The sequence below is a fragment of the Kaistella polysaccharea genome (assembly GCF_020410745.1).
GTDB classification, from domain to species: Bacteria; Bacteroidota; Bacteroidia; order Flavobacteriales; family Weeksellaceae; genus Kaistella; species Kaistella polysaccharea.
The window spans coordinates 1362695-1381993 of the sequence record NZ_CP084528.1 but is presented as its reverse complement, the minus strand read 5'-3'; the positions used below and the strand labels follow the sequence as shown (position 1 = coordinate 1381993).

Annotated in this window: 19 protein-coding genes; 11 read left to right on the top strand and 8 right to left on the bottom strand. The window is 35.2% G+C overall.

Annotated elements, in window-relative coordinates; translation table 11 throughout:
• The first annotated feature begins 35 nt into the window (after positions 1–35).
• On the top strand, positions 36–1943 hold the full coding sequence (locus LC814_RS06330) for a RecQ family ATP-dependent DNA helicase (RefSeq protein WP_226063107.1): 1908 nt from the start codon (positions 36–38) through the stop codon (positions 1941–1943).
• Between the two features lie 41 nt (positions 1944–1984).
• Positions 1985–2932 carry a methionyl-tRNA formyltransferase gene (gene fmt / locus LC814_RS06325; RefSeq protein WP_226063106.1) on the top strand — a complete coding sequence of 316 codons (948 nt, stop codon included), beginning with the start codon at positions 1985–1987 and terminating at the stop codon, positions 2930–2932.
• A gap of 1 nt (position 2933) precedes the next feature.
• Here the strand turns inward: fmt and LC814_RS06320 are convergent, their stop codons facing one another.
• Both LC814_RS06320 and tsf read right to left on the bottom strand, forming a co-directional pair.
• Positions 2934–5255 (bottom strand): choice-of-anchor L domain-containing protein, encoded by a 2322-nt coding sequence (locus tag LC814_RS06320; RefSeq protein ID WP_226063105.1) that lies wholly within the window; start codon positions 5253–5255, stop codon positions 2934–2936.
• Positions 5256–5351: 96 nt separating this feature from the next.
• Positions 5352–6176 (bottom strand): translation elongation factor Ts, encoded by an 825-nt coding sequence (tsf, locus tag LC814_RS06315; protein ID WP_226063104.1) that lies wholly within the window; start codon positions 6174–6176, stop codon positions 5352–5354.
• 138 nt (positions 6177–6314) lie between these two features.
• Here tsf and LC814_RS06310 point away from each other — a divergent pair, with 138 nt between their 5' ends.
• Positions 6315–6893: a DUF6759 domain-containing protein gene (locus tag LC814_RS06310; RefSeq protein ID WP_226063103.1), complete on the top strand. Its 579-nt coding sequence runs from the start codon at positions 6315–6317 to the stop codon at positions 6891–6893.
• Between the two features lie 3 nt (positions 6894–6896).
• On the opposite strand, the gene LC814_RS06305 is transcribed toward LC814_RS06310, so the two are convergent.
• Genes LC814_RS06305 through LC814_RS06295 form a run of 3 tightly spaced genes read right to left on the bottom strand, consistent with a single transcriptional unit; the run spans position 6897 to position 9697 of the window.
• Positions 6897–7592, bottom strand: a complete 696-nt coding sequence (locus LC814_RS06305) for a tRNA1(Val) (adenine(37)-N6)-methyltransferase (RefSeq protein ID WP_226063102.1) — start codon at positions 7590–7592, stop codon at positions 6897–6899.
• 28 nt (positions 7593–7620) lie between these two features.
• Positions 7621–9114, bottom strand: coding sequence for a sensor histidine kinase (locus LC814_RS06300; RefSeq protein ID WP_226063101.1), 1494 nt, complete (start codon positions 9112–9114; stop codon positions 7621–7623).
• A complete protein-coding gene (locus LC814_RS06295) occupies positions 9101–9697 on the bottom strand; it encodes a riboflavin synthase (protein WP_226063100.1) in 597 nt (198 codons plus the stop codon). The genes LC814_RS06300 and LC814_RS06295 overlap by 14 nt, the downstream gene beginning before the upstream one ends.
• Positions 9698–9819: 122 nt before the next feature.
• Between LC814_RS06295 and pdxA the strand changes: the two genes are divergently transcribed.
• The 8 genes from pdxA to LC814_RS06255 all read left to right on the top strand — a co-directional run bounded on the left by pdxA (position 9820) and on the right by LC814_RS06255 (position 16927).
• Positions 9820–10908 (top strand): 4-hydroxythreonine-4-phosphate dehydrogenase PdxA, encoded by a 1089-nt coding sequence (pdxA, locus tag LC814_RS06290; RefSeq protein WP_226063099.1) that lies wholly within the window; start codon positions 9820–9822, stop codon positions 10906–10908.
• A gap of 89 nt (positions 10909–10997) precedes the next feature.
• Positions 10998–11519, top strand: coding sequence for a YceD family protein (locus LC814_RS06285; protein WP_226063098.1), 522 nt, complete (start codon positions 10998–11000; stop codon positions 11517–11519).
• Positions 11520–11585: 66 nt separating this feature from the next.
• Positions 11586–11789 (top strand): 50S ribosomal protein L32, encoded by a 204-nt coding sequence (rpmF, locus tag LC814_RS06280; RefSeq protein WP_226063097.1) that lies wholly within the window; start codon positions 11586–11588, stop codon positions 11787–11789.
• A 115-nt stretch (positions 11790–11904) separates the two neighbouring features.
• Positions 11905–12384 (top strand): acetyl-CoA carboxylase biotin carboxyl carrier protein, encoded by a 480-nt coding sequence (gene accB, locus LC814_RS06275; protein WP_226063096.1) that lies wholly within the window; start codon positions 11905–11907, stop codon positions 12382–12384.
• Between the two features lie 91 nt (positions 12385–12475).
• Complete coding sequence (gene accC / locus LC814_RS06270) at positions 12476–13828, top strand: acetyl-CoA carboxylase biotin carboxylase subunit (RefSeq protein ID WP_226063095.1); 1353 nt, start codon at positions 12476–12478, stop codon at positions 13826–13828.
• Positions 13829–13926: 98 nt separating this feature from the next.
• A complete protein-coding gene (gene rocD, locus LC814_RS06265) occupies positions 13927–15177 on the top strand; it encodes an ornithine--oxo-acid transaminase (RefSeq protein WP_226063094.1) in 1251 nt (416 codons plus the stop codon).
• 2 nt (positions 15178–15179) lie between these two features.
• The gene (locus tag LC814_RS06260) at positions 15180–15923 is read left to right on the top strand and encodes a glycosyltransferase family 2 protein (RefSeq protein WP_226063093.1); all 744 of its coding nucleotides are present in this window, start codon (positions 15180–15182) and stop codon (positions 15921–15923) included.
• The gene (locus LC814_RS06255) at positions 15920–16927 is read left to right on the top strand and encodes a WaaS/CpsH family glycosyltransferase (protein WP_226063092.1); all 1008 of its coding nucleotides are present in this window, start codon (positions 15920–15922) and stop codon (positions 16925–16927) included. Before LC814_RS06260 ends, LC814_RS06255 begins: the two co-directional genes overlap by 4 nt.
• On the opposite strand, the gene LC814_RS06250 is transcribed toward LC814_RS06255, so the two are convergent.
• Genes LC814_RS06250 through LC814_RS06240 form a run of 3 tightly spaced genes read right to left on the bottom strand, consistent with a single transcriptional unit; the run spans position 16928 to position 19173 of the window.
• The gene (locus LC814_RS06250) at positions 16928–17872 is read right to left on the bottom strand and encodes a beta-1,6-N-acetylglucosaminyltransferase (protein WP_226063091.1); all 945 of its coding nucleotides are present in this window, start codon (positions 17870–17872) and stop codon (positions 16928–16930) included.
• A 9-nt stretch (positions 17873–17881) separates the two neighbouring features.
• The gene (locus LC814_RS06245; RefSeq protein ID WP_226063090.1) at positions 17882–18820 is read right to left on the bottom strand and encodes a glycosyl transferase family 90; all 939 of its coding nucleotides are present in this window, start codon (positions 18818–18820) and stop codon (positions 17882–17884) included.
• An 8-nt stretch (positions 18821–18828) separates the two neighbouring features.
• Positions 18829–19173 (bottom strand): phosphomannose isomerase type II C-terminal cupin domain, encoded by a 345-nt coding sequence (locus tag LC814_RS06240; RefSeq protein ID WP_226065778.1) that lies wholly within the window; start codon positions 19171–19173, stop codon positions 18829–18831.
• Positions 19174–19299 lie beyond the last annotated feature (126 nt).

The window sequence follows — 19299 nt, the reverse complement described above, 5'->3', positions numbered from 1 at the left end:
TTGTTTTATGGAATTTGTTTCAGTAAATTTACAAGGTGATTCAGTCTCAAAATTTCGATCAGTTAAAACTTCAAACCTTAAAACATTTTTGGGGTTTCGACCATTTTAGAGATTCGCAGGAAGAGATTATTAATGCTGTAATTTCAGGGCAAGATGCATTGGCATTGTTGCCAACTGGCGGTGGAAAATCGCTTTGCTACCAATTGCCGGCTTTAATTTTAGAAGGAACATGTTTGGTGGTTTCGCCACTTTTAGCATTGATGAAAGATCAGGTTTATCAGATGAAAAATCTGGGAATTGAAGCCGAATATCTTTCCTCCGAACTTGATGAATATGATGCTGAGATCATTTTCAACCGCTGTAAAGATGGCCTCACAAAACTATTATACATTTCCCCAGAACGGCTTACGAATCGCCTATTTATTCAAAATCTGGAGGAAATTCAAGTTTCATTTATAGCAGTAGATGAAGCCCACTGTATTTCCGAATGGGGACAGGATTTTCGGCCCAGTTATCAAAATATTAAAGAGTTTAGAAATCGTCTTGGAAAAGTTCCTTGCCTGGCACTTACCGCGACAGCAACGCCGAAAGTTCTACAGGAAATACAAGGAAAGCTCAACTTAAAAAACAATCTGGTTTTTCAGAAAAGTTTTAGACGGAATAATTTAAAAATAATTTCTGATAAAATTTCCGATAAATATGAACGGGTCCGTAATCTGTTAAAATATAACGATTCTTCAGGAATTATTTACGTTAGGACTCGAAAAGAAGCCGAAGAATTAACTGGATTTCTTCATCGGAATCAGATTACGAATGTTGATTTCTTCCACGCTGGAATTCCAGTAAAAGAGAAAAATGCAAAACAGGATTTTTGGCTGAAAAGTCGAAACCATACTCTAATTTCGACCAATGCATTTGGTATGGGAATCGACAAAGATAATGTGCGATTTATTGTGCATTTTTCCCCGCCAGCTTCAATAGAAAATTATTATCAGGAAATCGGACGAGCCGGCCGAGATGGATTGGGATCGTATGCTTTTCTCCTTTGGAATGAACAGGAACTCAAAAATTTTGACCAGATTTTAATCAATCAAATTCCTTCAAAATTAGAGTTTCAGAATATCGTAACCTATTTGTATTCTACCTTCCAGATTGCAGAAAATGATTTGCCTGAAAATGTATTTCAGCTTCATATTCAAAAGGTGCAGAATTTTACGAAAGCTTCTTTAGCTAAGATTAGGAATGTTCTCAATTTTTTACATCATCAAGAAATTATTTTTTATAATTCCCAAAATTCGCTTTCTTCTTTAGAATTAAAGATTAATGCAGAACAAATAGATCTTCTACCCAAAAAAGATGCTTATTTTATAGAACTTCTACTGAGGAACCTTACGGGAATTACAATGCACAAAGTCATGTTCAATGAAAAATCGTTCAGTGCGAAAGTTGGTTCAGATCTCCATTTGGTGAAAGAACGACTTCGTGAATTACAGAAAAGTGGTTATTTAGATTATATTGATGGAGCGCAGTCGAGCGTGAAATTTCTTAAACATCGTGATCAGCGCGCAATCGAAGGTCAGTATTGGTATCTTTTTGCCCAAATTCAGAAAAACAAAATTCAGAAATGGGAAGAAATGAAATTTTTTGTAGAGAACGATGACTTCTGTAAAATGAAGTTAATTCTGTCTTATTTCGGGGAGAAAAATGTAAAGAATTGTGGCAATTGTTCGGTTTGTCAGCAACAAAAGGAAAGCGTTTTTGGTCGGGATATTTCGAAAGATATTCTAAATATTCTGAAAAATTCACCTGCAAACGTAGAAGAGATTTCAATTAAACTGAATTACTTTTCGAAAGAAAATATTCTTGAAAATTTAATTCATTTACTCGACGCGGGAAAAGTGAAAATGCTCAATTTCCGAACATACGCCTTCAACCACGATTAATTAAGGTTAGAATTACTAACCTTTATAAATTATTAAATAAAATGAAATCATTAAAAGTTATATTTTTCGGAACTCCTGAATTTGCAAAAACTTCTTTAGAAGCTATTCATCAATCGCATCATGAAGTTGTAGGCGTGGTAACTGTTGCTGATAAAGCCAGCGGTCGCGGACAGAAAATTCACCAGTCCGCTGTGAAAGAATATGCCGTCGAAAATAATCTCCCAGTATTACAACCGGAAAAATTAAAAAATCCGGAGTTTTTAGCAGAAATTGAAAAACTCAATGCGGACGTTTTTGTAGTCGTAGCCTTCCGAATGATGCCAAAAATTTTATTTGAAATGCCTAAAATGGGAACTTTTAATCTTCACGCTTCTCTGCTTCCAGATTATCGAGGCGCGGCGCCCATTAATTATGCCGTGATTAATGGAGAGAAAAAAACAGGTGCAACTACTTTTTTTATTAATGAAAAGATTGATGAAGGGAATATCCTTTTACAGCAGGAAGTAGAAATCTACCCCGAAGAAAACGCGGGCGAATTGCACGATCGTTTAATGCAAATGGGTGCACAATTAGTGGTTGAAACTTTAAATGGTTTGGCTGAAAATTCAATTACGGAAAAACCGCAACCGCACGTCGACCAGCCGAAAAATGCCTTTAAAATTTTTAAAGAAGACACACGAATAGACTGGTATCAAACTTCAGAAACTGTTCATAACTTTGTTCGGGGGATGTCGCCCTATCCAGCCGCGTTTACTTTTATTAAAATTGGTGAAGATGAAAAATTCTTGAAAATTTATAAAGGTAAATATATCGAAAGTGCTCATGAGGAAAATCCCGGAACATTAGAAATTAATAAACATCAATTCAAAATTTTCACAAAAGACGGATTTTATATTCCAGAAGAAGTGCAATTAGAAGGAAAGAAACGAATGTCCGTTAAAGATTTTTTAAATGGTTTTCAGCATTTTGATCACATTTCGATGTCGTAGTTTAATTTCTATTTTTAAGCAAAACCCAACCTTTGTACGTAATTGGTAAATTTGAATCGGGTTCGATCCATCTTAAAATATACCAATAAGTTTCGGTGGGTACAATGCGTCCGTTCATTTTTCCATCCCAAATATAAGGTGCTTTTTGAGCAGTAAAAACCTGGATTTCCTGACGGTTATAAATTTCAATTTGAACCTCTTTTTTGATGCTTAAATCTGAGTAATCCAGAACATCGTTTTTTCCATCACCGTTAGGAGTAATTACGTTAACTAAATTGAGAATCAGAAATTCTTTACTGACCGTTTTACAATTTTGAGCATCTTTTACATAAATTGTTTGACGTCCGCGGGGGAGTTTTGTTAGGATATTTGAACTTTGAAATGTAATATTATCAACTGAATATTGGTACGGAGGAGTTCCACCATTTACGAAAATGGTCGCTGTACTGCCAATAACATCGATGTTGCTGATTTGCGGGAGTTGGGAAGAGGTGATTTTTACAGATTGTCGGAAAGTGCATCCGTTAGAGGTTAAGTCGACATAATAAGTGCCTACGCCGACATTCGAAATTTTCGATGTCGAAATTCCTTCTTGGCCGTTGCTCCATTTATAATAATCGAATCCAGCGCCGGCATCTAAAGTTGTGGTTCCATTTTCGCAAACTTCTTTATCAACTAAAAGCATCGAAGTATTTGGGGTTTTTTTAGTAACGGTAATTTCTCCAACATTAGCACAAGCTGTACTATTTTGTAATCGAATGCCGAAGGTCCGGGAATCTGTATTTAAAGTCTGTTGTGCTGAAATTGGGTTTTTATTTTTTCTTGCATCGTCGACAGAACCGAAGAATACAGCGGTAATTGAGTTATCTAAAGTAAACTCGTTTGTATATTTAGTCAAATCTACGGGAACCGAACCTTTCCGTTGATCGTCACAAATTGTGGCGGCTGTAAATTTAGTTTTTAAAAGAGGTGTTTTATTGCCAATAGCTAGTGTTACTTTTCCTATTACTGGCAAGCAACCGGCAGAACTATCTACTCGCACAAAGACGTCGGTGTCAGAAGTTAAAAGCCAACCATTTTGGAGATTATTGCTAGCATTATTCTGGGCATCCATTCCATCTAAATAATATTTAAAAATTAAAGTCGGACTAAAGTTGGGAATTACCTCGTTGCTTAAAAACGTGAAATTTATGGGAATACTTCCGTCTAAATTGTCATCACAAAATGGAAAGACTCCGTAATTAACTGTTGCTTTTGGTTGTATTTCAACCTGAATTGAACCTTTTAAAATGCAACCGCCCAGACTAACTTCTACCTCATATTTTCCGGTACTTGACGGTGAACCTGAGATTGATAATTGCGGGTTTGTTTTACCAGTAAGCGCATTTCCGTCTTTAAACCATTGATAAGAAGTTGCGCCTGTAGTTGTCGCGTCTAAAGTTTTAGACAAACCTTCACAAATTGCGTTGTTTGTCGTGATCAATAAATCAGGACCAAGGTCTTTTTTACCGACGAAACTTCCAGCTTTTAACAATACTGCAGAGTCATGTGATGTGGTACTATAGTCTGCGATAACGAGTTTAATATGGTATCTCTCCCCAGGGATTATGTTTGTTTTTGCAGTTAATACTTTTGTCTGACCATCGTAATTTGTAGGCGAAACCTGCCTTGAAGAATAGGGCGGATAATTGAATCGGTCAAAATACGTGGGATTTCTTGGGCAGTCTGTGCCGCCCCGAACTGTTTGGGAGGAAACCGGCTGATTGGTTCCAGGTACCAACGCAATATTGTTGTAATTGGCTTCACCATCCTGTTTAATAAGAAAAGCAAATGAATCATAGTAATCACAGCCACTGGTTTGATATTCTTCGGAAAGCAACATATACTCGAAACTGATTTCCGTAGTATTGTTCGCAACAAAATCAAATTCGAGAGCTGTTGCGTTAATATATTTTGATGTAGGAGTCTGAAAAGCACTTGCTAAATCAATGTCGCCCAGCCAATCATATGCGCCGTCACTTAGCAGAGAATTGTTGGGTCCAGGTGCATTTTGTGCATTTCCTGTACTTAAAATAATTCCTTTATCAATATCAAATGGCAAAGTTCCTTTTTCGAAATATCCATAACTGAAAGGGTTGTTGCCGTAATCTTGCCAACCTTTTACAGTGACATTCGATACGGTGATGCAATTTGCATTCTGAGATCCGATAAAAATATCTCTCACCAATTCATCAGCAGATTTAGAACTTACTGAAATGTATTGTTGTGAATATCCGGCGATAGAGAGTAATCCCAACATTAAAGAAAGTAGATTTTTCACCATATCAAAAATAAGACTTTAAAATTACTGCTTATTAACCGAAAAAAAAATCTCTTCCTAGATTAAGGAAGAGATTTGAATTATTTTTAATTTTCAGAATTAAGTAAGACTTACTCTTACAAATCCTAAAACTTTTAAATCATTGTCAACTGATTTTACGTAGTCAGCAACCGAAACTCCAGAATCTTTAATAAAAGATTGGTGTACCAACGTGTTGTCTTTGTAGAATCTCTGCATTTTTCCTTTTAAGATATTATCGATAATGTTAGCAGGTTTGCCTTCTTTAGTCAATAATTCTCTTTCGATTTCTAATTCTTTATCAATCGTTTCTTGGGAAACCATAGTTTCATCCAATGCAATTGGGTTCATTGCAGCAACCTGCATTGATACTGATTTTGCAACTTCTGCACCGCCATCAACATTTGAAGAAAGGGAGCTGATTGCAGCAATTTTATTACCTGCGTGAATGTAAGCTCCTAAGAAAGGACCTTCTATTCTTTCGAACGAACCGATTTCAATTTTCTCTCCGATAAGACCTGTTTGCTCGATTAATTTCTCGGCAACAGTCATTCCATGGAAATCAGACGCTAAAAATTCTTCTTTATTTGCATACATCACCGCTTGTTCAGCTAGTTCATGAGCCAATTCTACGAAGCTGTCATTTTTAGCAACGAAATCTGTTTCGCAATTTAAAGCGATGATCGCACCCATGGTGTTGTCTTCGTTTAATTTTGCAATTACAGCACCTTCATGAGAATCTCTGTCTGCTCTGTTTGCAGCAACTTTCTGACCTTTTTTACGAAGGTTATCAATTGCTTTGTCGAAGTCTCCTTCCGCTTCTACCAAAGCTTTTTTACAGTCCATCATTCCTGCGCCTGTAATATTTCTCAATTTAGCTACGTCTGCAGCAACTGGTGTATACATATTCTTGTTTTTTAGATTTAAAATTGATTATTTTAGCTCACTTTTAGAGCGTTGCAAAGATAATAAATTTCGCACAAACTAAAAAGCCGATTTCTACGTTATTACTAAAATTAAAATCTCTAAAAAATTAATTGATTGATGAAAAAAACCCTCTATTTATTTATTTTTTTACTGTCTGTTTTTTCCTTTGCTCAATCAAAATATACGGTTCAACAAGTTGAAAAAAGTACCAATGCACAAGTCATTGCTAATTTCGTCAAGTATAATCCCAATCATCCGCGAACACCCGAATTTAAAAGAAAACTTTTTGCAGTAATCAACAATGACCGACCGGCTGCACAAAAAGCAAGTGTTGCTAAACCTACGGTCACTCCCGTTAATAAAAGCAAACTTAAAACAGAAGTAAAAAGAGACATCGCCCAAAATGGATCGAATGTTAAACACAAAAGAACGGCTGATTTGCTCAATCATTTATTTAATTCTGATCCAAATAGCTCTACTGCCTATGTGCAAATCGTAAATAAATCGAAATGTAATTTGATCGTCAAAATCAGTGGAAAAAAATTCTACAATTTAGATGTGCCCGCGAAAAATCAAAATTTCATTATGGTTGATAAAGGAAACTATTCCTTGACAACATCGGTTTGTGACGCAAAATACTCCTCAAGTAAAAGTATTAAAAAAGACATTGTTATTACGCTGAATGCTCCAAAATAGGAGTTATTTGCCAAAAAGGTGAAAATCTTTTGTCAATTTTAAATATTCATCAGTAAATATTCGTGGTGATTTTTCGATAATTAATTCACTCATCATCATTTCCTTTTCCTCAAATCCAAATTCTAAAATCAATCTTTTTGGTTTTGAGTTTTTGATGCCGTAAATGGTTACTTTTCTATTCAGAAAGAGTTTGTTTTCCGTAGCAGTTTGGGTAAAAGTATCACCGAATTCCGCAGGAATTATAACGGAAAATAATCCCCCAATCTTTAATTTCTCAGCTGATAACTTAATTAAATTCTCGAAAGAAAGTGAGGTCTGCTGCCGTGCAATCACATCTTTAGATGAGTCGTTTTCCTCAAAGTAGGGTGGATTTGACACAATTAAATCGAACTTCTCAACACCTGCAAAATGCTTAAAATCTGCCTCAAAACAATTCAATCGTTCACTATAAGGACTATTTTTAAAATTTTCATCAGAGAGTTTTACAGCCTCCGCAGAAATATCAATAGCCGTGATGATGGCAACGGGATTCCGCTGTACGATCATGAGTGAAATGAGTCCAGAACCTGATCCTACTTCTAATATTCTCTGGGAATTTTCAATATTTACTAGTGCGCCGAGCAAAACGCCATCCGTGCCTACGCGAAAAACGTCTTTCGATTGTTTGATTGAAAATTTTTTAAAATGAAAAGGTTTCAAGAATATCTTTTTTGGATGAGCTGCAGGGTTAAACGGTAAGTTCGCCAGCAACTTCTCCGCGTTTGGGCTTTACATTAGTGGGCAGAAAAATTGTGAATGTGGTGCCTTTACCGATTTCAGACGAGACGGTGATTTCACCTTTGTAATCTTCAACCATTTTGCGAACCATGGTGAGGCCAAGACCCATTCCGCTGGTTTTTGATGTAAAGTTAGGTTCGAATATTCTACCGTATAAATCTTCTGGAATACCCACACCATTATCTTCTACTGTAATGATGATTCTTTTTTGGCGCTGTTCAACATCTACATTTATGATATTCTCACGATCTTCATCGCGAGCCTGTCGCGAATTCGAAACTAAGTTGGTAATAATTCTGGACAGGTAGATTTTGTCCATCTCAACCATAATTTTGTCTTTATTAGCATGAAAGTAGATTTTTTCGTCACTAAAAATTTTGATAATATTTTTGATCTCCCTATTCACATCGAAAATCTCATTATACTTTTCCGGAAGTTGGGCAAACTGGGAAAACGCATTGGCAACCGTCGCCACCAAATCGATTTGATCGACCATTACTTTACTTAATTTTTTAACTTTTTCCGTAATATCAGGATCTTCCGGATTAAATTTCCTTTCAAAGTTCTGAATGGTTAGTTTCATTGGTGTTAAAGGATTTTTAACCTCATGAGCCACTTGTTTTGCCATTTCCCGCCAAGCTTCTTCCTTATCTTTAAAACTAAGGCGCTCTTTCTGCTCCCTGATCTGCAAAATCATTTTGTTGTAAGCCTTTACAAGCTGGTTCAGTTCATCATTTTGATAGTATTTGATGGGCTGTGGATCATCTTCCAGAAGCGTTATTTTGTTAATTAATTCAGAAAATTTGCTTACGGTCTTTGTAAGATTGCTGGAGATAATCCAACTAAGCCAAACTCCGAAAGCAATAACAAAGAGGTTTACAATAAATATATAATTTAAATACCGGTTAAAAACGCTTACGTAAGCAGAATCATTATGATAGAAAGGGAAATATACAATAGCTATAGGTTCCAGCATATTGTTCTTCAAAATCATATAAGATGACGTAACATTCGCATCAATCTTTTTATCATAGGTATTGAAATCCGTTCTTTTATCACTTTTTAATACTCTATTTATAACTGAGAGCGGAAGTTTTTTGGTCGCTATTAAGTTGATGTCTTTATTGGATATGACAAATTTACCATCTAAATCATAGATGATTATATCTTGATTATTGATGTCTGCAATTTCGTAAATTGAATTAGAAAGAATGTTGGGCAAATCATCTGTTTGCGCTTGAGTGTGACTTACGGCATAATCTAAAGCCGACATTAATGACTCAGATTTTTTTTGCAAATCGGTGCGGCTTTGCTCCATTGCATTGTCTCTCAATATAAAATAAGAGAGTATGGACGAGCCCGTAATACTGAGTAAACAGATTATGAGAAATCCCCAGAAAACTTTATTGCGAAGGCTAAAACCGTTATATTTAGAGAAGGGCATTTTTTTTCATCAATTTATTTACATATTTCCCGATAATGTCAAATTCAAGGTTTACGATGTCACCAATTTGCAGATTTTTCATATTCGTGAATTCCCAGGTATAAGGAATTATTGCAACCGAAAAACTTGTATTTCCACTTTCTGCTACTGTTAAACTTATACCGTTTACCGTAATTGATCCTTGTGGAACTGTCGTGTATTCATCGGTAGAATCATAAGAAATAGTAATAAAAAAACTACCATCTTTATCTTCAATTTTTTCTACGATTCCAGTTTTATCTACATGTCCCTGAACAAGGTGACCATCAAGTCTGCCATCAAACTTCAAACAGCGTTCCAAATTTACTTCAGTTCCAATTTTCCATTGGCCAAGATTCGTTTTTTCTAAAGTTTCATCGATTGCGGTAACGCGATAATTGTTTTCATTTATTTCTACGACCGTTAAACAGCAGCCGTTGTGTGCTAAACTTTGATCAATTTTTAATTCGGAGGTGAAAGGGCAATTTAAGATAAAGTCAATATTGCTGTCGTTATGTTGAATGGTTTCAACAATTCCCGTCGCTTCTACGATTCCTGTAAACATATTGGTATTTTTAAAAAAGAAGTAAATAAACTGCTGAATCAGCTTAAAATAAATTAAATAAGGATTGTTAATCCTAATTTGTTAAATTTGTAAAATTCAAACAATTTTCAAAGATAATAAAAATGAGTCCGAAACAGCATAAAATAAAAGTGGGAATTTCTATTGGTGATTACAACGGTATTGGACCGGAAATCATTATGAAATCATTGCAAGATAAATCGATTACTGATTTTTTTACACCTGTAATTTTCGGATCTGGAAAATTGTTTACGTATCAGAAAAATATTTTCAAACTTCAACATAATTTCAATTATATTACCGAGGTTTCTCAGGCTCATGCAGATAAAATCAATATGGTGAATCTGTGGAAAGATAATGTAAATGTAGATTTGGGCACACCAACCGAAGAATCGACAAAAATGGCTATCGAATCCCTGGAAGCTGCTACAAACGCATTAATGAATGGTGAAGTCGACGTTCTGGTTACCGCGCCCATTAATAAAGAAGAGATGTTGAAAAATGGTTTTCAGCATGCTGGACACACCGGTTATTTAGAAGAAAAGTTTGAAAAGAAAGGCCTTATGTTTTTAGTAACCGATGATCTGAAAGTTGCCGTTTCTACGCACCATATTCCGATTGCGAATGTAGCTGAAAATATTTCCAAAGAGAAAATTAAAAAACAGATTAAGCTTTTGAACCAATGTTTGATTGAGGATTTCTGCATCGAGCGCCCAAAAATTGCGGTACTTGGTTTAAATCCACATGCTGGTGACGGTGGAGCGATTGGTAAAGAGGAAATTGAAATTATTGAACCCGCGATTCGCGAATTGTTTGATAACGGAATTATGGCTTTCGGCCCTTATCCTGCAGACAGTTTTTTTCAACCTGAAAAATATAAACACTTCGACGCAGTTTTGGCGATGTATCACGATCAGGGTTTAGCGCCCTTCAAGACAATTGCTTATGAAGAAGGGGTAAATTACACAGCAGGGCTTCCTTTTATCAGAACAAGTCCAGATCATGGCGTTGCATATGATATTGCGGGAAAGAATATTGCGGATCCACAAAGTTTTAGTGAAGCTATTTTTATGGCCATTAAAATTTTTAAGAACAGACAGGAATATAATGACCTGATGACAAACAGAATGCGACCGCGTAGAAACGCCTCTGGTAATAACGTTGAGGAAGATTTGCCGGTAGATCGCCTCTAAGATATCTGCGGAATTATTTTTTACTGCAGATTTGTTTTCAAATATATTTGTAATATTAAAAAAAATGCATATTTTTGCACACTCATTTTATGGACAAGTTTAGAAACTACGATATTGTGTTTTCAGGGCTCAAAAACGGAAAGCACGAGTTCAGGTTTGAGATAGATAAAGCGTTCTTTGAACTTTTCGATACTGAACAAGAATTTACAAACCCTAAAATAGTTGCCGAAATCCTTATGGATAGGCATACTACATTTTTAGAACTTTGGATTAAAACATTGGGAACTGTTAATTTAGTTTGTGACCTCACAAACGAAAATTTTATTCATCCCATTGATAATAAAATTAAAGTTCTGGTTAAATTCGGAGAAGAATATGATGATAGCGACGAAGATGTTATCACGATTCCGATGACTGATTATGCCTTCAATGCAGCGCAGCTGATTTATGAAGATGTTATGTTATCAATCCCAATGAAAAAAGTTTCTCCAAATATTTCTGAAGAAGATTTGGAAATATTAAATAAGTTCAGTCCGGAAGAAGTAATTGAAGAAGAGCCCGCAATAGATCCCCGATGGGAAGCGTTGAAAAAGTTAAAAGATAAAAATTAAATAGTTTAAAATGATGAGAATTGAGCAATCAAGTACTCATCGCTCATCAAATTAAAAATATAGAAAATGGCACATCCAAAGAGAAGACAGTCGTCTACAAGAAGAGATAAGAGAAGAACACATTACAAAGCAGTAGTTCCTCAATTGGCAAAAGATGCAACTTCAGGTGAAATGCACCTGTATCATAGAGCACACTGGCATGAAGGAAAATTATACTACAGAGGAAAAATAGTAATGGAAAAAGAAGTAGAAGCTACAGAAGAGAACTAAGCCAAAAACCTTAGAGAATCTTCATTTTCATACATAAACCACTCAATTTTTACAATTTTGAGTGGTTTTTTATTGATTTTTAGTATCTTTGACATAATAAACAAATACCAATTATATGGACATTAAAGACATACAAAATCTTATAAAATTTGTGTCTAAAGCTGAGGTTTCCGAAGTAAAATACAAAACAAAGGACTTTGAAATTACCATTAAAACTCCACTCGGTGGAAGTGAAATTAATTATGGTCCTGCTCAAACGGTGTATCATACACCACCACAACAAGCGCACACTGCTGGGTCTTCAGCTCCTGCCGCGCCATCTGCACCAGAGGAAACAGTTGCAGAAGACGCTAATTATGTGACCATTAAATCGCCAATGATCGGAACATTCTACAGAAAACCTGCGCCTGATAAAGATATTTTTGTAAATGTTGGTGATGAAGTTTCTGTAGGTAAAGTTGTTTGTGTAATTGAAGCCATGAAATTATTTAACCAAATTGAAGCTGAAATTTCAGGTAAAATTGTTAAAGTTTTGGTAGATGATGCAACTCCTGTAGAATACGACCAACCATTATTCTTAGTAGATCCTTCTTAAGTAATTTTAAATGATACCTAATATATTTTAAAGGGAACCACTTTTAAAATAATTTAAAATTCAAAGATCAAAATTTAAAATTCTTGAAAAGATGTTCAAAAAAATATTAATCGCCAATCGCGGCGAAATTGCAATGCGTATTTTACGTACCTGCAAAGAAATGGGAATTAAAACCGTTGCCGTGTATTCTACTGCCGACAAAGACAGCCTTCACGTACGGTTCGCCGACGAAGCAGTTTGTATTGGTCCGGCAATGAGCAAAGATTCTTATCTTAAAATCCCCAATATTATTTCAGCAGCAGAAATTACCAATGCTGATGCGATTCATCCAGGTTACGGCTTTTTATCAGAGAATTCTAATTTCTCCAGAATTTGTCAGAAAAACGGAATTAAATTTATCGGTGCTACGCCAGAACAAATCGATAGAATGGGTGATAAGGCAAATGCCAAAGCGACTATGAAAGAGGCAGGTGTTCCTTGTGTTCCCGGTTCTGACGGTCTGGTAGACACCTATGAAGATGCGCTGGTTATTGCGCGAGAAATTGGCTATCCGGTAATGATTAAAGCTACTGCTGGTGGCGGTGGAAAAGGCATGCGCGCTGTTTGGAAAGAAGAAGATATGAAAGATCTTTGGGAATCTGCAATTCAGGAAGCTGTTGCCGCTTTTGGAAACGGTGGAATGTATATGGAGAAATTGATTGAAGAACCACGGCATATTGAAATCCAGATTGCTGGTGATCAATATGGTAATGCGTGTCATTTATCTGAAAGAGATTGTTCAGTACAGCGTAGAAATCAAAAATTAACAGAAGAAACGCCTTCACCTTTTATGACCGATGAACTTCGGAAGGAAATGGGTGATGCGGCAGTGAAAGCTGCCGAATATATTGGATATGAAGGAGTTGGAACCATAGAATTTTTGGTTGATAAACACCGTAATTTCTATTTTATGGAAATGAATACCAGAATTCAGGTAGAACATCCTATTACAGAACAGGTTGTTGATTACGATTTAATTCGTGAGCAAATTCTTCTTGCCTCTGGAACTGCAATTTCTGGCCAAAATTATTTCCCAAAACTTCACTCTATAGAGTGTCGGATTAACGCTGAAGATCCATTTAATGATTTTCGTCCTTCGCCAGGGAAAATCACCGAATTAAATATTCCTGGGGGACACGGTGTTCGTGTAGATACGCATGTTTATTCAGGTTACACGATTCCCTCCAACTATGACTCCATGATTGCAAAATTGATCACAACCGCACAAACTCGTGCAGAAGCTATTGCAAAAATGAAGCGTGCGCTTGAAGAGTTTTATATTGAAGGTGTAAAAACCACGATTCCTTTCCACCGACAATTGATGGAAAATGAAGATTATCTGGCCGGAAATTATACCACGAAATTCATGGAAGATTTCAAAATGGATAAAAATTTCGATAATTAAAATGTATTTTTAAACAATACCAAATGCCTCTTCTGAGGCATTTTTTTGATCCCTTCATTTAAGATAATAATCATTAAATTTGTAATAAAGAAAAAGATATGTCAGAAACAGCTGTTCAAAAGAATTCACAATATTACATTGATCTGGAAAACGAGTATGGCGCTCACAATTATCATCCTTTGCCCGTAGTTTTAGACAAAGGTGAAGGCGTATATGTTTGGGATGTAGAAGGGAAAAAATATTTCGACTTCTTATCTGCATATTCTGCCGTAAATCAAGGACATTCTCATCCGAAAATTGTTGATGCGTTAGTGAATCAATCCAAAAAACTTGCTTTAACTTCCCGAGCTTTTTATAATTCAAATTTGGGTGAATACGAAAAAAAAATAACTACACTTTTTGGTTTTGATAAAGTTTTGCCCATGAATTCTGGTGCAGAAGCGGTAGAAACGGCTGTAAAATTAGCGCGAAAATGGAGTTATGAAGTAAAAGGAATCTCTGAAAACGCCGCGAAAATTATAGTTTGTGAAAATAATTTCCACGGAAGAACTACAACGATCGTTTCATTCTCTAATGATCCTGATGCGAGCAAAAATTACGGTCCATTTACACCGGGTTTTTTAAAGATTCCTTACAATGATATTCAAGCTTTAGAAGATACTTTAAAAAATGATGCTGCTAATATTGCCGCTTTCTTAGTCGAACCAATTCAAGGTGAAGCAGGTGTTTTTGTGCCAGATGCGGGTTATTTGAAACAAGCTTCCGAGTTGTGTAAAAAGTATAATGTTCTCTTTATTGCAGATGAAGTACAAACTGGAATCGCCAGAACGGGTAGATTAATTGCCTGTCATCATGAGGATGTTCAACCTGATATTCTCGTACTTGGCAAAGCTTTGTCGGGTGGTATGTATCCTGTTTCTGCAGTCTTGGCAAATGACGACATTATGCATGTGATTCATCCTGGTCAACATGGTTCTACATTTGGGGGAAACCCGATTGCTTGCGCAGTCGCATTGGCAGCGTTGCAAGTTGTAGAAGATGAAAATCTTTCCGAAAGAGCCGAAGAATTAGGAAAATTATTTCGGTCTGAAATAGAAAAAATTATTGAAAAATCTGATCTGATTACGAAAGTGAGAGGAAAAGGTCTTTTAAATGCCATCCTGATTAATGATATTCCAGAAAGTTCTACTGCTTGGGATCTTTGTATGAAATTAAAAGAAAATGGTTTGCTTGCCAAACCTACACACGGGAACATTATCAGATTAGCGCCGCCTTTGGTCATTACAGAAGAACAACTTTTGGAATGTGTAGCTATTATCGAAAAAACAATCCTGGAGTTTAAGAAGTAAATATGAGCATCTCTGTCGTTATTAATACCTATAATGCCGAGTTACACCTTGAAAAAGTTTTGAAATCTGTTCAAGATTTTGATGAAATTGTAATTTGTGATATGGGAAGTAACGACAGAACGGTGCCCATCGCCGAAAAATACAACTGCACTGTCTTACATCACGAGAAATTAAATTTTGTTGAACCAGCACGTAATTTTGCCATTCAAAGTGCAAAAAATGATTGGGTTCTGTTGCTAGATGCAGATGAATTAATTTCAAATGATTTAAAAATTGAACTTTATAAATTTCAAGAGAATAAGGAAGGAAATACAGTTTTAGCAATTCCGCGAAAAAATTATTTTCTAGGCAAATTTATGCGTGCCGCTTATCCTGATTATGTTTATCGTTTTTTCCGGAAAGATTCCGTTGTTTGGCCGCCCTTTATCCATTCAAAACCAGAGATTAAGGGCAATACATTAAAATTAGATCCGAAGGACAAAAATCTGGCGCTCGAGCATTTAGCAGACGACTGTATTTCATCAGTTTTAAAGAAAAACAATATCTATTCTACAGCAGAAATTGAAAGAAGAATTGGTACTAATGTCAGTTTTTTTAAACTGATGTACTCCCCGTTTTTTTGGTTTATTAAATTTTACTTTTTAAAGCAAGGTTTTCTCGACGGGAAAGAAGGATTAATTTTCGCATCGTTGAAAGCGCAGTATAAATTTAATACGCTCGCCAAAATTTTAGAAGCAAAAAAATGATCAATTCATCAGCTGTAGGAAAATCTTTTATCTTAATTATTCCCTGTGATTTTGGTATTTACAAGTTGTTCAACGAAAACATCGAGAAGTTTGGTTTGCACCTGAATTACTTTATTCCACAGGAATTTCACTATAAAAGTGCGACGGATCGCGCAGTCAATTTTTTGCAGAAAAATTTCTTCGGAAATAGAAATTATAAGCGACAACTCATCAGGCAATTCCACTCGGATAGCGTCGAAGAAAAAATTAAACATCTTGGGCCTAATAGTGTTGATTATATTTTAATCATTCGTCCCGATACCATTACTATTGAAACTTTGAAGCATCTGCTCAAAATTGGGAAGAAGGTCGTTGGTTATCAGTGGGATGGTTTAGAGCGATATGACGATATTTTTGGTTACATCAACTACTTTGAAAAATTTCTGGTTTTTGACCAGAATGATTATCTAAAATACAAAGATCAATATCCTAATTTAAAGAAGTGTGACAATTTTTATTTCGATTATGATGATGATTCACCAAATCTTGAGCATTCTAAAATTGTTTATTATGTCGGAAGTTATATTGTAGAACGAGCCGACGATCTCGTTACAATAGTCCACGAACTTGAAAAATATGATGTTGAATTTGACGTCAATCTTAAATATCATCCCAGCACACTTCCCATCAACGAAAAAAACATCAAATTCTTTAAGCATAATTTTGATTTTAAAGCTAATATTTCCCATTTAAAAAAAGCAAAAATTTTGTTAGATTTTAAAGTGGTGGAGCATGATGGACTTTCGTTACGATTTTTTGAAGCACTAAAATATTCCAAAAAAATCATTACAAACAATACGGCCGTTCTGAACTATGACTTTTATGATCCACAAAATATATTTATTTTAGGTCATGACGATTTGGGCAGTTTGCCAGAATTTTTAAGTTCTCAATACAAAGTTCTTCCGCCAGAAATTGTAAAGCAATATTCGTTCAGCAGTTGGTTAAACAGGAATGTGCTCTAACTAATCTTTTAAAAGCTTGTTGTCAATTAAATTGAAGATTTCCTGATCGTAATCAATGTCAAATTTCCGGGCAAAAAAGTGATCAACAGCTGAAAGTTCCTGGAGGTCATTTGTATCAAAAGTTACCGGTAAAATGCAATTTTTACGTTCCCAATTGGTATAAGTTAGCGAAGGTTTTAAATGATCCTTTTTCTCCGCGGAAAGAATATTCATCAGTACAGAATGGAAAAATATCTCATCTGGCGCTGAAGTAAAACGATAATAATCTTCTAATTTCTGATAGTTGTTTTCAATGTAAGAATTGAGATTTTCCGTGGTTTTTTCATTAAAAGCCCACCACTGAGAACCGCCGTATTGTTGCGTAAATACTGGAATTCTTTGCGGTAATTCTAATAATTTTTGAAATGTTTCAAAAGGCAGGCGACCTTTCAAAAGATGAAATAGAGTTCTGAATTTTTGTTTGAGAGAACTTCTGAAAAAAGGAGAGTAACTATTACTGTGACCTCTTTCCTGTGAATGAATAAAATGGTAATGTTCTATTTTATCGCGGACCATTTTTTTACTCCATTTGTCTTCAACTTTTTGAATATCAATAAAATTTGACTCTTTATTTATTCCTAAAAAATCATTTAATTTTTGCGGTGATTTAATGGGATAATCCTGGCCGCTGAGTAAGATTGTAAAACCTTTATTACCAGATTCTACAACATTTTTTAGAAGATGTAGTGTTGCTTTCACAATTGAGAAATCACCCCAAATGCAATTTTCTCTTTGTGGAATAATTGAAATATTAGAACAACTTTCTAAAATACCAAAACTGCTTAAATCACTTTTTAAATCAACATGAACGAAAAACTTTGACGAAGAGTCATCTAAACTCCGAATCAAGCGAAATATCTGTTCCGGGTTTTTGTGAGCAAGAATAATATAATTTTTTTCTACCATGTTTCAAATTTACATGGATTTAGTATTATAAAAATATTTTTCCAACACTCTTAAACTGCAATAGTCTTCCACATCTTTATTAAAAAATTGTCTGCAATGTGCGTGCGCATTTTCGATGATCATCAAGCATTCATCTGGGTTTTCGTTGTAAAAATTTAATTGTTCCTCTAGGTCAGAGTAGTCACTTTTTATTTCTATAAAATGTTTTCCACCGATTAATTTTCCTTCCATAAACCAAGTTTCTAAAGTTGGTTTCGGCATTACTGCGATGGAATTAGAAGACATAATCCACTTTAGATTGGTTGCCACATCATTTCCTTGCAAACTCAAAATAAATTTGTATTCTAAGTGTTTTTCTATTGAAATTTTAGGTTTTAGCCACTTGGGATTTCCACCTGTTTTATTCACTTGCCCGATATTACAGAGAGGATGATCAAAATACAGGTCGAAAAAGAGATACCGATGTTCTTGATAAACCGCAGCTCTTCCAAATAAAGAGGGTTTTTTTTCAAGAAAATTTTTATCATTCTGAACAAATACAAAATGGCGCGCTTTATCTAAATTTAATAGAATGCTGTTTTGATTATTTTCAGAAATAGGTCTGGACTTTACAATACTGGGAACTTCTGGAACTTCCGTCACATCACCAAAGACAAAGTTTAGCGGTGTATTTGGATTAAAATACCGCGCATATTCATAAGAATCAAAGTAATACGCTTTGGGCGTTTTCGGATCTTTTAAATCCTTAATAGTGTATTTGTGAGAAGTTGAAGCAATAGATTCATGCTTGTTGTAATAAGCAATCCTGGTTTCCGCAGCGGCAATATTCTGAGAATTTAATTTGGATTTTAGGTGCTTGATTTTAGAATTAAAAGAAGTAGAAGGAATATAAATCCTGGAAAAAGATCTAAAATAATAAAATATCTTATTTTGTTTGTTGAGCTTCACGATACCGGTTACTTTCTTTCATAATCATCCAATAACCGAACGATGTCATCTTCTCCAAAATAAGTTCCGGTCTGAACTTCTATGAAAGCCAGTAGTTCGGAACCTCTGTTTTCGATTCTGTGTTTCGCACCTAAGGGAACTAAAATGCTTTCTCCATAATTTAATAAATGTTCCTTATCATCCAGCGTAACTACTGCTTCACCTTCAATAATCGTCCAGCATTCCTGGCGGTGTTGATGGTATTGATAAGACAGGCGTTGACCAGGCTGAACTTCAATTCTCTTTAATTTAAAATGCGGTTCATCTTCCAAAACATAATATTTGCCCCACGGTCTTTCCCCAATTTCTAACATATAACCACTATTTAACTGCAAAAATAAGTAATTTTATCAAACACACTGTTTACATTTATTTGTCTTTCAAAAAACAATTCTTTCCGGAGCTCGTCTGAATCTCTAAAACAGCAATTATAAAGAGAT